The sequence below is a fragment of the Pantoea sp. nfd-35 genome, assembly GCF_056892255.1.
In genome coordinates, this window is record NZ_CP122404.1 from 179,696 (window position 1) to 192,638 (window position 12,943).

Annotated in this window: 12 protein-coding genes and 1 pseudogene; 7 read left to right on the top strand and 6 right to left on the bottom strand. The window is 52.0% G+C overall.

The window, feature by feature from the left end; all coding sequences use genetic code 11:
* The first annotated feature begins 40 nt into the window (after positions 1 to 40).
* Positions 41 to 1,459, top strand: coding sequence for a H(+)/Cl(-) exchange transporter ClcA (clcA, locus tag P9J57_RS21270; RefSeq protein ID WP_024471503.1), 1,419 nt, complete (start codon positions 41 to 43; stop codon positions 1,457 to 1,459).
* A gap of 77 nt (positions 1,460 to 1,536) precedes the next feature.
* Positions 1,537 to 1,734, top strand: a pseudogene (locus P9J57_RS21275) (VasL domain-containing protein); the annotation flags it as partial.
* 326 nt (positions 1,735 to 2,060) lie between these two features.
* Here the strand turns inward: P9J57_RS21275 and P9J57_RS21280 are convergent.
* Positions 2,061 to 2,234: a GhoT/OrtT family toxin gene (locus P9J57_RS21280; protein ID WP_014333244.1), complete on the bottom strand. Its 174-nt coding sequence runs from the start codon at positions 2,232 to 2,234 to the stop codon at positions 2,061 to 2,063.
* 368 nt (positions 2,235 to 2,602) lie between these two features.
* Between P9J57_RS21280 and P9J57_RS21285 the strand changes: the two genes are divergently transcribed.
* Positions 2,603 to 3,139, top strand: a complete 537-nt coding sequence (locus tag P9J57_RS21285; RefSeq protein WP_014598264.1) for a YbhB/YbcL family Raf kinase inhibitor-like protein — start codon at positions 2,603 to 2,605, stop codon at positions 3,137 to 3,139.
* A 60-nt stretch (positions 3,140 to 3,199) separates the two neighbouring features.
* On the opposite strand, the gene proP is transcribed toward P9J57_RS21285, so the two are convergent.
* Positions 3,200 to 4,675, bottom strand: a complete 1,476-nt coding sequence (proP, locus tag P9J57_RS21290; RefSeq protein ID WP_210476277.1) for a glycine betaine/L-proline transporter ProP — start codon at positions 4,673 to 4,675, stop codon at positions 3,200 to 3,202.
* A gap of 362 nt (positions 4,676 to 5,037) precedes the next feature.
* On the bottom strand, positions 5,038 to 6,240 hold the full coding sequence (locus tag P9J57_RS21295; protein WP_014598266.1) for an MFS transporter: 1,203 nt from the start codon (positions 6,238 to 6,240) through the stop codon (positions 5,038 to 5,040).
* A 346-nt stretch (positions 6,241 to 6,586) separates the two neighbouring features.
* Between P9J57_RS21295 and P9J57_RS21300 the strand changes: the two genes are divergently transcribed.
* On the top strand, positions 6,587 to 7,075 hold the full coding sequence (locus P9J57_RS21300; protein WP_483279515.1) for an alpha/beta hydrolase: 489 nt from the start codon (positions 6,587 to 6,589) through the stop codon (positions 7,073 to 7,075).
* A 21-nt stretch (positions 7,076 to 7,096) separates the two neighbouring features.
* Positions 7,097 to 7,276 carry an alpha/beta hydrolase gene (locus P9J57_RS21305; RefSeq protein ID WP_019105900.1) on the top strand — a complete coding sequence of 60 codons (180 nt, stop codon included), beginning with the start codon at positions 7,097 to 7,099 and terminating at the stop codon, positions 7,274 to 7,276.
* A gap of 5 nt (positions 7,277 to 7,281) precedes the next feature.
* Here P9J57_RS21305 and P9J57_RS21310 read toward each other — a convergent pair whose 3' ends face one another.
* Together P9J57_RS21310 and P9J57_RS21315 are read right to left on the bottom strand one after the other, a co-directional pair.
* Positions 7,282 to 8,067: a CDP-diacylglycerol diphosphatase gene (locus tag P9J57_RS21310; RefSeq protein WP_105082619.1), complete on the bottom strand. Its 786-nt coding sequence runs from the start codon at positions 8,065 to 8,067 to the stop codon at positions 7,282 to 7,284.
* A 296-nt stretch (positions 8,068 to 8,363) separates the two neighbouring features.
* A complete protein-coding gene (locus P9J57_RS21315) occupies positions 8,364 to 9,266 on the bottom strand; it encodes a LysR family transcriptional regulator (protein WP_483279516.1) in 903 nt (300 codons plus the stop codon).
* 99 nt (positions 9,267 to 9,365) lie between these two features.
* On the opposite strand from P9J57_RS21315, the gene P9J57_RS21320 reads away from it, so the two are divergent.
* Both P9J57_RS21320 and P9J57_RS21325 read left to right on the top strand, forming a co-directional pair.
* Complete coding sequence (locus P9J57_RS21320) at positions 9,366 to 10,430, top strand: SDR family oxidoreductase (RefSeq protein WP_210454122.1); 1,065 nt, start codon at positions 9,366 to 9,368, stop codon at positions 10,428 to 10,430.
* 87 nt (positions 10,431 to 10,517) lie between these two features.
* Complete coding sequence (locus P9J57_RS21325; protein ID WP_105082620.1) at positions 10,518 to 11,171, top strand: SDR family oxidoreductase; 654 nt, start codon at positions 10,518 to 10,520, stop codon at positions 11,169 to 11,171.
* Between the two features lie 53 nt (positions 11,172 to 11,224).
* Here the strand turns inward: P9J57_RS21325 and fumA are convergent, their stop codons facing one another.
* A complete protein-coding gene (gene fumA, locus P9J57_RS21330) occupies positions 11,225 to 12,871 on the bottom strand; it encodes a class I fumarate hydratase FumA (RefSeq protein WP_014598272.1) in 1,647 nt (548 codons plus the stop codon).
* Between the last annotated feature and the right edge of the window lie 72 nt (positions 12,872 to 12,943).

The window sequence follows — 12,943 nt, forward strand, 5'->3', positions numbered from 1 at the left end:
GATTTAATTTGCATTGTTGGTGCTGTTCAGCACGCTAATTTTGAGGTCAGGCATGCGCGCTTTTGTCTCAAACCGACCCGGTCTTTTTCGCCCCCGTCGGCTACGGTTGTTACAATATCTTATTCGGCGAGATAAAACGCCGGTTGCCTTATTACTGCTCGCCGCGCTGGTGGGCGTATTAACAGGCCTGACGGCGGTGGCATTCGACAGAGCGGTAAGCTGGGTCATACATTCCCGCCTCCACTGGCTGAGCCAGTTTGAAAACAATGCCTTGTTAATGGGCTTGTTTGCCTTTATTTTTTCCGCAGGGCTGGCAGCGTCAGGCTATTTTCTTGTCAGGCGATTTGCGCCTGAAGCGGGTGGATCGGGCATTCCTGAAATTGAAGGTGCGCTGGAGGAGTTAAGGCCCGTACGCTGGTGGCGAGTTTTACCGGTGAAGTTCGTTGGGGGGCTGGGCGCGCTGGGCTCGGGCATGGTGCTTGGGCGAGAAGGGCCGACAGTTCAGATTGGCGGTAACATTGGACGCATGTGTCTGGATATCTTCCGCATGCGGTCTTCTGAATCCCGTCATACTATTCTGGCTACCGGTGCTGCTTCAGGCCTGGCCGCCGCCTTTAATGCCCCGCTGGCAGGCATTCTGTTCATCATTGAAGAAATGCGCCTGCAGTTTCGCTTTAGCCTTATTTCTATCAAAGCCGTGTTTGTTGGGGTCATTACCTCAAGCATTGTTTTTCGCGCGCTGAACGGTAACGAACCCATCATTAACATCGGGCAACTGAAAGATGCGCCGATACAAACCCTGTGGTTATATTTGCTGTTAGGGATTTTATTTGGTGGCTGCGGTGTGGCCTTTAATCGTCTGATATTCACGCTGCAAGATCTGTTTCAGACTCTTCACAAGGGCCAAACCTCGCGTTGGGTGCTGGGCGGTGCAGTGTTGGGCGGATTATGCGGTCTGCTGGGGCTGGTACTGCCTCAGGCCGTCACTGGCGGTATTACGTTAATTCCCGACTTTTCAGCCGGTACATATACCTCCGCCGCTCTACTCTCCCTGTTTTTTCTTCGCGCGCTGACCACCTTGCTGTGTTTCGCATCCGGGGCGCCAGGCGGTATTTTCGCGCCGATGCTGACGCTCGGCACATTACTCGGCATCAGCGTCGGTCAACTCTGTGTTGCGATGTTTCCGGCGTATCATCTTGAAGCGGCAACCTTTGCCGTTGCGGGCATGGGGGCGTTATTTGCGGCCTCGGTACGCGCACCCTTGACCGGCATTATTCTGGTGCTGGAGATGACGAATAATTATCAGCTTATTCTGCCAATGATTATTACCTGTCTTGGGGCTACCCTGTCTGCGCAATATTTCGGCGGAACGCCGTTGTATTCAACGCTTCTCGCCCGGACTCTGGCAAAGCAGCAACAAAGTGAGGCGGAGGCCAATGCAACGCACGATCGGGCCTGAGTGAGCAGGGCGAAATTGTGCAGATATTAACGCCGGGAATCTGGCCTGAGGTCGGACGGCAATCATTCTTGAAACGGGTTAGCGAGCTGAAATCAGTGGTTTTTTCCACTATGCAGTCCTTTAACCAATCCATACCGGTTGAAGAGCAACTACGGGCATTGTCACTACATCCTGCGGGCGAACCTTTACCTGCCGCTGCACGCTCCCAACTGGAAATGCACCTGAAGCAACTGACGGCCCGTTATGCTGAAATAAAACACCAAGGTTCACAATAAAGGTGGGGCAAAAACTTCAAGATGTTCAGTCTGTTACCCTACGATTTTCCCTTTCGGTAGCGGGCGATCCCGCGCTGCCAAAACAGGTATCTTGCGACGTCAGCAAGTCAGCAAGTGCGGTGCATGACAAAAGGCGTCTATCGGAACGGCACGCTGTGGCGATGATTGCAGCCATCGCTTGCAAGAAAAAGCGGGTTTTGCAGAACAGTACAGGGCAGCTGTTGCGCCAAGGGAAGTTTATGCAAAATTGTCTGGTGAAGGTGTCTTGTTGAAGTGTGAAGACCGCTCAGCAGTCAGCGATGTATCTGACCTACAAGAGAAAAATTTCAAAATAGCGCGAACATTAATGCTACCGGAAAACTCATAGGCCAAGTTGCACCAACCAGAAAAGCACTCAACAGTTTGATGCTGAGCTTGTCTTTGGCGATAAAGAAGGTGATGAGTGCCGCTACCGAGGCAACAATGCCATAGAAGACCAGCATGTGTTGATAAAGTGTCATTTTTGCCTCAATACCTGTTTAAATGTTTGATGCAGATCATGCGGATTTTTGTGATTCAGATCAAGTATCAGGCCTTTTGTGTAAATAAAAAAAAGGCGTCAGACCGGTTTGCTACCGGCAATCTGGCGCTAAATACTGGCGATTTCACCCTGAAAGATGACAGTAAAATAAGCCTTATTCCCCTTCACAGGCCGATCCTGAAGGCCTGTCGTCCCTGGCGAACTGCGGTTTTTATTTCTCTTCTCCTCTTTTCTGTGGGTTCCTGTCGCACTTCTCTGTCGGGTTTTGAGACATATACTGTTTCACTGTGGATTGGATGAATTTCGCTCTCGTCCCAGGATAACCTCTCGATAACACAGGAGTATCAGGTGAAAAAATTTCCTTATCTGTTGTTAATCTTTTTATGTCCTGCTGCATTGGCTTTAACCCTGCAGTCGAAAGACTTCAGCGATAATGGCTTGTTAGATAAAAAATTTGCCGGTGCGAATAAAAGTAATGCGGCCTGTACCGGCGAAAACGTATCACCCGAACTTAACTGGTCAGAGAGTCCGGCCGGTACCAAAAGCTTTGCCTTACTGATGACCGATCCCGTGGGGGCTAAAGGTCTCGGGGTGAGTCATATGGTGGCTTACAACATTGCTTCTGAACGCAGTGCTTTTGCTCAGGGTGAACTGACAACGGGGAAAGGTTACACGGGTGGGAAAAACTCACCGGGCACCGCCCATTACTACGGCCCCTGTCCGCCTGTCGGTTCAGGCATTCACCACTATAACTTCGTGCTGATTGCCACGGATCTTGCACCCTCTGCGCTTGAACCGGGTTTGACTCATGACGAGCTGTTGAAGAAACTCAAAGGACATGCCCTGGGTGCGGCCAGCACGGTGGTCCGGTTTGGTAATGACTAGACTGAATGTACACATAAAAAAACACCCTGCGGACAGGGTGTTTTGGATGAAAACGGCGGGTTATTTCGCGTCAGCTGGCGCGGGTCGATCGGATTCAGCCTTTCTGTCCATTTTATTAATCAGGCTTTGGGCTTCGGCTTCGCTTGCGACAGCAGGAGAAGAGCCGGTTAAGGGCTTACGGGCCGTTTCACGTACCGTCAGAATCGTCAGTAATCCCACCACCCCTGCAACCATCATGTAGTACGCCGGCATCATGGTATTTTGCGTGGTATCAACCAGCCATGCGGTAAGTAAAGGCGTGGTGCCGCCAAACAGTGAAACCGAAAGATTGAAGCCGATCGCCAGTGCACTGTAACGAATATCAGTGGCAAAAAGCGCGGGTAGCGTTGAGGGCATGGTGCCACTGAAGCAGGTGTGCAGAATACCCAGTATGAGCAGGCCGGCAAAGACTGCCCACATATTATGTGAACCGATCAACATAAAGCTGGGGATAGCGAGCAGGATCAGGCCCACTGCACCGAAACCAATCACCGGGCGACGACCAATTCGATCGGTCCAGCGGCCCCACATCAGCGTTAACGGCATCATGACAAACATCACGATCATCACCAGCAGCAGCCCGCTGAGCTCAGGTAAACCCAGTACGCCGGTAAGATAGCTGGGCATATACGAGGTCAGCATGTAGTTGGAAACGTTAAACAATAAGACCAGCCCGATACACTTCATCATGGGCACGCGGTGCTTACTTAACATCTTGAAGAGCGTCAGGCGCGGTTTACTCTGCTCCAGCTCCTCCTGCTTCTGCATATGTTGTTTAAAAGCCGGTGTTTCCTCGAGTTTCAAACGCACATACAGGCCGAACAAGCCAAGGGGCGCGGCAATAAAGAAGGGCACGCGCCAGCCCCAGGACATCATGGCTTCTGATGAGATAAAGCTCGTCATTACGGTCACCAGACAGGCACCCAGCAGGTAGCCGCCTAATGTACCGAACTCCAGGAAGCTTCCCATAAAACCACGACGTTTATCTGTCGAATACTCTGCGATGAAGGTTGCTGCACCGCCATATTCGCCACCGGTAGAGAATCCCTGAACGAGTCGGGCCACCAGCAGCAGGATGGGTGCCATGATGCCGATTGAGGCATAGGATGGAATGATGCCGATGCAAAATGTGCCTATCGACATCATGATCATGGTGATGGCCAGCACTTTCTGACGTCCGATTCGGTCACCCAGCGGACCGAATACCAGACCGCCCAGTGGGCGGACTAAAAACGCCGCTGCAAAGGTACCAAAGGTCGCGATCAACTGAATTGCCGTATTGGCATCGGGGAAAAAGACCTTACCAATGATGACAGCCAGGTAGCTGTAGACGCCAAAGTCAAACCACTCCATGGCATTACCTAATGCGGCGGCACCGACAGCGCGTTTTAACATGTTATTATCGATAACGGTTATGTCATCAACCGTGAGTTTTTTTTGCTTTTTATTCCAGAAATGTTTTTTAGGCCTGGGTGACGATGAACGGTTTGTATCCATATTTTCCTCAAACTACTTAAATGAAGACGACCTATAGCTTTCGCAGCCAGTCAGCGAGGTTAACGGAAATAAAGGAAGAGAAAGCTATAAGAGGCCAGTGACATTAATGATAGAGCGTTCTTAACCGCAGCGAGAAAACATAGTACATGAATGTAATTTTTTGCAAGTAATCAGGAAAAAAGAGTGATTAATAAGTGAGATAGGCACAAATCATTTTTTACCTTTGTTTACATTTTGGTACATATGATGGTGCCTGAGTCCCTTTTAAACGGCATTCAGGATGGCGGATTCGCCTATTGCATGCGGTATTCAGGGGCAAACCAGAATCCGCCAGCGTGAGATTGCTGGCAGATTACCCTTAATTATGCCGGTTCAGCCGCCGGCGTTCGTCCGGTACTCCACCACAGCAGTAAGGCCACCAGGGCGATACAACCCAGTGCGCTAAAGGCAATACTGTAGGAATAGCGAGCCACAATCAGCCCCGTCATCGCCGGGCTCATGGAGGCACCTACGCCTTGCATTAGCATCACCACACTCTGGCCCGCATTAACGTGCCCGCTTCCGCGCAGCAGGGAGACAATGTAGCCCGGCACGGCAACGCCCAGTATTCCTGCCGCAATGCCATCAAGCACCTGGACTGGAATAACGAATAGCGTCTCTGGAAATTCTGCCGCAATAAGCGCCCGAAGCGGCATCATTAACAGGGCCGTCATGATCAAATAGCGATAGCCAATTTTATCCACACGGCGTGAAACGTAAATCGCGACAGGGATCATCACCAGCTGAGAAATAACAACCGTTGCCGCAGCATACAAACCGGGATCGACCGCATCTGGCCCGGTTGATGAGGCAACGCGCATACTCAGCATGGGCAACAGTGCGGCGTTGGCCAGATGAAACAGCAGTAAAGTCAGACCGGTTACCAGCAGTGCGGGTTTGCGCGCCAGGATCCACAGGCTCAGCGTCGGCTTTTGAGACTGATTGTCTTCTAATCCGCGGGCAACCTCATGATTGATATCCTCTCCACGTATCGCCAACGTCGCGATGGCGGCAAAGACGGCCATTATCATCATTAAAATGAAAACGGCGCCGAGCCCCCATTTCCAGGCTGCGAATCCTGCCAGTACAGCCGCCAGGGTGTTTCCGGCATGGTTGTAAGCCTCGTTCCGCCCCATCTGGTGGTTGAACCCTTTTTGCCCCGTCAGGCCCAGCGTTATCCCTGCTACGGTCGGGCCAATAAAAGCGGCAGCAATACCGGCAACGATCTGTGAAATGATCGCCGTCCAGGACTGGTTGCTGTACCAGAGTAATAAGGTCGCAACGGTAATCACGATGCATCCTGTCAGGATGACAAGACGTTTATAGCGCGTTGCATCCGCCACCACGCCTGCGGGCAACGTTGAGAGGAGCCCTGCAATGCCGCCTGACGTCATGACCAGGCCTATTTCATCCGGGCTCCAGTGGCGTTCTGTCAGAAAAATGCCTAAAAATGGTCCCAGACCGTCTCTGACGTCGGCCAGAAAAAAACTCATCAGACACAGTGCCTGAAGTGACCGTTGTGACATGTGATTTTCCCTGTAGCAATAGTAAGGTTTGGGTGATCAACACATTTCAATAAGTAACGCAATGAATCATGGCAGCAAAAATACCAAGTAACATAACGTTAAAGTTACAAAATGAAAAAATTCACTTTTTATGTAATCTGGTCTAGCGGCGGTGCGGTCTGAAGGCCGTTCTGCGGTGAGAGGTATCCATGCAGGGCCACACTGTTGTCCACATTCTCTGGCGGCGTCGACAACTGTCCCGTTTAAGGCGTTCCAGAATCAAAATTTTCTGCTGTGAGCCCGGTTAGACTCAGAGGACGTGAGAGACTGAAGAAGGCGAAGCCCTATATTAAAGACACGAAGCCATGTGCAGGGCATTCCTTGCGTTCACTGGGGTAATCGGGCAGGCGGTAAGCTCATCCTTGCTGTACATGGCTATTTTTCCCATAAAGAAGATCAATGCATTGAGATTCTGGCATCTGAGGCTGTAAAAGCGGGATATAGCATACTGAGTTTCGATCTTCCTGCTCAGGGTGAAAGGCGTCATGTAGAGTCTGAATGCCATGTAGCACAAGCCGTTGATGACATTAAAATCATGCTTGCTTATGCTCAGAAACGATTCAGTGCAACGGCACTATTTGCCTGCAGCATTGGTGCCAGTTTTAGCATGATTGCAGCTCAGAAAATAAAAATATGTCAGGCATTATTTCTTTCGCCTGTTATCGATCTCGACAGTCTCATCAGAAAAATGATGGTCAAGGCTGATGTTGATGAAACCCGGCTCAATCGCGAGAAGGCCATCATTGCTTCTGACGGCACGGTTTTTCGAGCCGATTATCTTGCGTATGTCCAATAGCACCGGGTTTCGGGAGAAAACTTGTCCCTGAATATTATGGTTGGAAGCCAGGACCAGATTGCCGATTTCAGTGCGGTTGTCACCTTTGCACACCGCCACAAAGCGGTACTGACGACGGTGCAAGGAGCCGAACACTATTTTCATCATCCTCGGGAACATCAGGCGTTGAGGGCGTGGGTTCAGCGCATTTTACATAAGTGAGTTAATTATCTAAAACGTAAGGGTTTTGCGGATCCCGAACCCAGAATGTCACATCGCTTATCCAGTATAGACTCAACGGAGGCGCGATTGCCTTTATCCCAGCCGCGACGGGTTGCCAGCAGGATGAACCCTTTTTCACCCGAGAACGTTGTCGGCACTAACGCCACGCCATATTCAGCCAGCATAGGCGGCGTCAGGCGAAAGTAGTGAGCAACGGATGCGATAGGGTAAATGCCCATCGCTGTAGGTTGAAGGACACGGCGAGCGTAATAAGTATGCGTTAAGAGCTTATCGGGCAGGGGATGCCACGCATCTTGAATATAGGGACGTTCAGCCCTTAACTGCCTGTAAACATCTTCTCGCAGGCAGGTGAGGTGGATATGTAGCTGGTTCTGACTGCGGCCCCAAGCCGAGTTGATTGCCATGCCCAGCATGTCCTCCGGCACAGGCCTGCCGTATTGAGACATCAACTGATAACGCATCAGCCAGGCGTAGCCGAAATAATCTGGACGGCCAGGCATGAATAGCCACGGGCTTTCAATACCGGATACCGGAATCGTGGGAACCAGAATGAAATGATAGGGATAACGAGGGTTTTGAATAATGCTAAAACCCTGCCGTTTGCCCTCTGGAATATAGATCTGCTGACAGGGTGACGGGTGGCCAGTGTAGTGATAGTTCACCATGCAAACGTTGTCGGTCACCGCCCATAATGCATCTGAGCGTGCGCAACCCGCCAGCGTAAGTGCCATTATGGTCAGTATCATCAGGCGAAAGAGCAGACTTAGCATAAACGCAGCCGTTCACTGTCAGATACCGGCAACGTTTCACAACCTTTGATTTTTTTAACGCTCACCGCCCTTGCTGCCATATCGCCTTTGTCCCTACGCCTGAGCGGATTGGAATGCCTCTACGTTAGCGCCACTCCGTTATAAACACCATTGGGTTGACCAGAAAGTACTGACATATTATGACCTAACCTGCCCATCCGATTCTGGCAGCACAGGCATAAACGTTATAATGACGTTATATTATCCGCCATATCTCATTACTCACCCTGTGAAAAAGCGATTAAATTCTCTCGCAATCAACGAATGGTTAACTGCGTTAGCGTGGTTAATAAAACATCCACTTTAGGCAGAAGCTGCTTACGCCGGGGCCAAATCACACTGAGTGGTAGCCCCTCGGGTTGCTGCTGCGGCAGTAAGATTTCCAGTTCACCACTGTCAACCGCGTTCTGTACCAGCCACGAGGGCATTTGTGCAACGCCTAATCCGGCAATTACTGCCTGTAGTTGTGCATCCACATCAGCCAGCGCCATGCGAAAGGGAACGTCCCGCCAGTACGAATGACCGTCTTTACCACTAAATAACCAGGGTTTTGGCGTGTTATCGGCCCGTTCATACAGAATCGCCCGATGCTGCATGAGTGCCTGTTCATTTTGCGGCCGTCCTTCGCGTTCCAGCCACGCTGGCGAGGCACAAAACACCATGCGTTCACGACCAATATGACGGCAGCCCATTGATGCGGGTAAATCATCTGAGCCGCCAATTCTGACCGCAACGTCGATGCCTTCATCAAACAGCTCGATGAAGCGATCTGAAAAACTCATTCTCAATTCAAGCTCGGGATGCTGCTGACAAAACGGAATCAGCAACGGCATCACGTTCAGCCGACCATAAGTATGCGGCACGGCTAGTCTCAGACGGCCGGAAGGAATAATCCGTTGCGCAGCCAGGACGGCTTCTGCTTCGGCCAGCTCTTCCATGATGCGTAAGCAGGTTTGGTAATAGGCGCTGCCCGCATCCGTCAGTTGCAGTTTTCGCGTTGTGCGTTCGAGCAGGCGCGAGCCCAGTCGCATCTCCAGTCGGCTAACGCTTTTACTGATGGCAGAACCCGTGACATGTAAACGGGCAGCCGCAGCGGTAAAACTCCCGCTTTCTACACTGGCCACAAAAGGAACAATGTCTTTAAGACGCTGATCGTGCATGATTGATGAACTCAGGTTGATAATGATGTGAATTATTACCCAAAATAGGAATGAAATTCTCTATTACGCTTAACATTACGCAAAAAGAGGAGAATTAACATGCAAAAGCAGGCTTTGATTGTTGGAATCAGTGGTGTGATTGGTCGAGCGTTAGCAGAAAGGCTAAATAACGAAGGCTGGCAGGTCAGCGGGTTGTCACGGGGCCGCAGCGCGGTACCTGAGGGCTGCAGCAACCTCACCGCAGATTTAACCGATCCTGACGCGGTAAAAACGGCATTGAAAGCGGTCAAACCTGATGCAGTGTTCTTCAGCGTCTGGGCGCGCCAGGACAGTGAAAAAGAGAATATCCGCGTCAATGGCGGCATGATCCGCAACGTTATTGAAGCGCTTGGCGAACGCCTCCAGGGCGCACATGTGGCGCTGGTGACGGGCCTTAAGCACTATCTGGGGCCATTTGAAGCTTACGGCAAAGGCGCTGTGCCGGTCACGCCTTTCCGCGAAGAGCAGGGTCGTCAGCCGGTAGACAACTTCTATTATGCCCAGGAGGATGAAGTCTTCGCTGGCGCCGAAAAATATGGCTATCGCTGGAGCGTCCACCGTCCGCATACCATCATTGGCTATGCGCTCGGAAATGCCATGAACATGGGGCAGACTCTGGCCGTTTACGCCACCTTATGTAAAGAAAAAGGCTGGCCGTTTATCTTCCCGGGTTCACCCGAGCAATGGAATGGCGTGGTGGATATGACCGACGCCGGTCTTCTGGCTGAGCAACTTGAGTGGGCGGCGACCAGCCCGGCCGCGGCAAATCAGGACTTCAACGCGGTAAACGGTGACGTTTTCCGCTGGAACTGGATGTGGCCAAAACTGGCGGCGTATTTTGGTCTCGAGGCTGCCGCTTATCCGGCAAAAATGATGCCGCTTGACGGGCGCATGCAGGAGGCGGCCAGCGTATGGCAGGCGCTTGCTCAGCGTGAAAACCTGCGTGAACAGGATATCACGCGTCTGGCCTCATGGTGGCACACCGACGCGGATCTGGGGCGACCCATGGAAGCCTTCACCGACATGAGTAAAAGTCGCAAGGCGGGCTTTACCGGCTACCGGAGCACTCTGGATTCCTTCACTCAGCTTTTCGATAAGCTGAAGCATGAGAAAATCATTCCTTAATCATGTCCTGGAGCGCCCCAACGGGCGCTCATTACCGCTGCGCTTATTGTCTATACTGATATCTGACTTTTTCAAAGGAGCAGGACGATGACGACATGTTTTATTATTGGCGCGGCGGGCAACGTTGGCTCTCATCTGACGAAACAGCTCAGCGCTAAGCAACATGCGGTTTCTGCACTGCATCGTAAATCTGAGCAGGCTGAAGCACTTAAATCCGCCGGAGCGGTTCCCGTGGCGGGGGATCTCCAGCAGCTGACCGTGGATCAACTGGCGCAGGAAATGGCCGGCCACGATGTGGTGATTTTTAGCGCTGGGGCGGGAGGCGCGGGTATTGAGCTGACCAACGCCATTGACGGCGAGGGGTTGTCCCTGGCGGTTGCCGCAGCCGAAAAGGCCGGTGTGAAGCGGTTTTTGCTGGTCTCAGTCTTCCCGGATGCCGCACGTGGCGAAGAGACATCTGAAGGTTTCGAAAATTACATGCGCGTGAAGCGGCTGGCCGATGTTCGCCTGGTCGAAAGCCAACTCGACTGGGTAATTCTTCGTCCCGGTACGCTAACCAATGTGGCGGGCCGCGGCACCGTACGTGCAGATTTTGCCATTCCTTACGGGTCGGTCCCGCGTGAGGATGTGGCCGCCACGCTGGTGGCTCTGGTCGAAACACCGCAAATTTCGCGCAAAATTATTGAGCTGACCGAAGGCGACGAAAGCATAAGCGACGCCATGTTCCGTCTGCAACGATGATAAAAAAACGGCCCCTGTAACGGGGCCGTTTCATCATGTTTACCGCCGCGTGTTTATTTCACACAGCGCGAGCAGTGCTCACGTTCGATATGCTGGAAGAAGTCATTTCCTTTGTCATCCACCAGGATAAAGGCCGGGAAATTTTCGACCTCTATTTTCCAGATAGCTTCCATCCCCAGTTCGGCATACTCCACGCACTCCAGACTCTTGATGCTCTGCTGCGCCAGAACGGCAGCCGGACCACCAATGCTGCCTAAGTAAAAACCGCCGTGCTTGTGGCAGGCATCGGTGACCTGCTGGCTACGGTTACCTTTTGCCAGCATGACTTTGCTGCCGCCATTTGCCTGCAGAAGATCGACATACGAATCCATGCGGCCTGCCGTCGTCGGGCCCAGTGAGCCAGATGCGTAACCCTCCGGTGTTTTGGCCGGTCCCGCATAATAGACAGGGTGATCTTTAATGTACTGCGGCAAGCCTTCGCCGTTATCAATGCGTTCTTTTAGTTTGGCATGGGCAATGTCACGCGCAACGATGATGGTCCCGGTCAGGGACAAACGTGTCGAAACCGGGTATTCCGAAAGCTGGGCAAGGATGTCATTCATCGGGCGATTCAGGTCGATGTGGACCACTTCGCCTTCACCTTGCTTGCGCAGTGCCTCAGGGATATAACGCCCAGGATTGGCTTCCAGTTTTTCAATCCAGATACCCTCGCGGTTGATTTTAGCTTTGATATTGCGGTCAGCGGAGCACGAAACCCCCATGCCAACCGGGCAGGATGCGCCGTGGCGAGGCAAACGCACTACGCGGATATCATGTGCAAAATATTTGCCGCCGAACTGTGCTCCCAGCCCAAGCTGCTGCGCCGCTTCCAGTAACTCCTGCTCAAGCTGAACATCACGGAACGCCTGGCCATGCTCGTTACCTTCTGTAGGTAAACCATCATAGTAGTGAGTCGATGCCAGCTTGACGGTTTTCAGCGTACTTTCGGCAGAGGTGCCGCCAATGACAAAGGCGATATGGTAGGGAGGACAAGCCGCAGTACCCAGCGTACGCATTTTATCGACCAGATAATTTTTCAGCTTGCCCGGGCTGAGCAGTGCCTTGGTTTCCTGATACAAATAGGTTTTATTGGCGGAACCGCCGCCTTTGGCGATGCAAAGGAATTTGTATTCATCACCGTCCACGCTGTAGAGGTCAATCTGCGCCGGAAGATTGGTACCGGTGTTCACTTCTTTATACATATCCAGCGCGGCGTTTTGGGAGTAACGCAGGTTATCTTCAATATAGGTATTGTAGATACCTTGCGACAGCGCGGCTTCGTCACCGCCACCGGTCCACACTCGCTGGCCTTTTTTGCCCATGATGATGGCAGTGCCGGTGTCCTGGCAGGTTGGCAAGACACCTTTAGCGGCGATCTCGGAGTTTCGTAAGAACTGCAGTGCGACGTATTTATCGTTATCGCTGGCTTCAGGGTCAGCCAGAATTGACGCAACCTGCTGCTGGTGGGCCGGGCGCAACATAAAAGACGCATCATGAAAGGCCTGCTGGGCCAGCAGCGTCAATGCCTGTGGGTCCACTTTTAATATGGACTGGCCGTCAAACTCAGCCACGGAAACGTGGTCGGGGCTAAGCAAATAGTATTCGGTGTCCTCGTGGGCAAGAGGAAAGGGATTCTGATAAAAAAAAGGTTTGTTCGACATAGTATCTCACTTAATGACGTGCTGGCTCCGTTAACGCAGGCTGACAGGAGCAACATCAAAGGCGAATGAGTT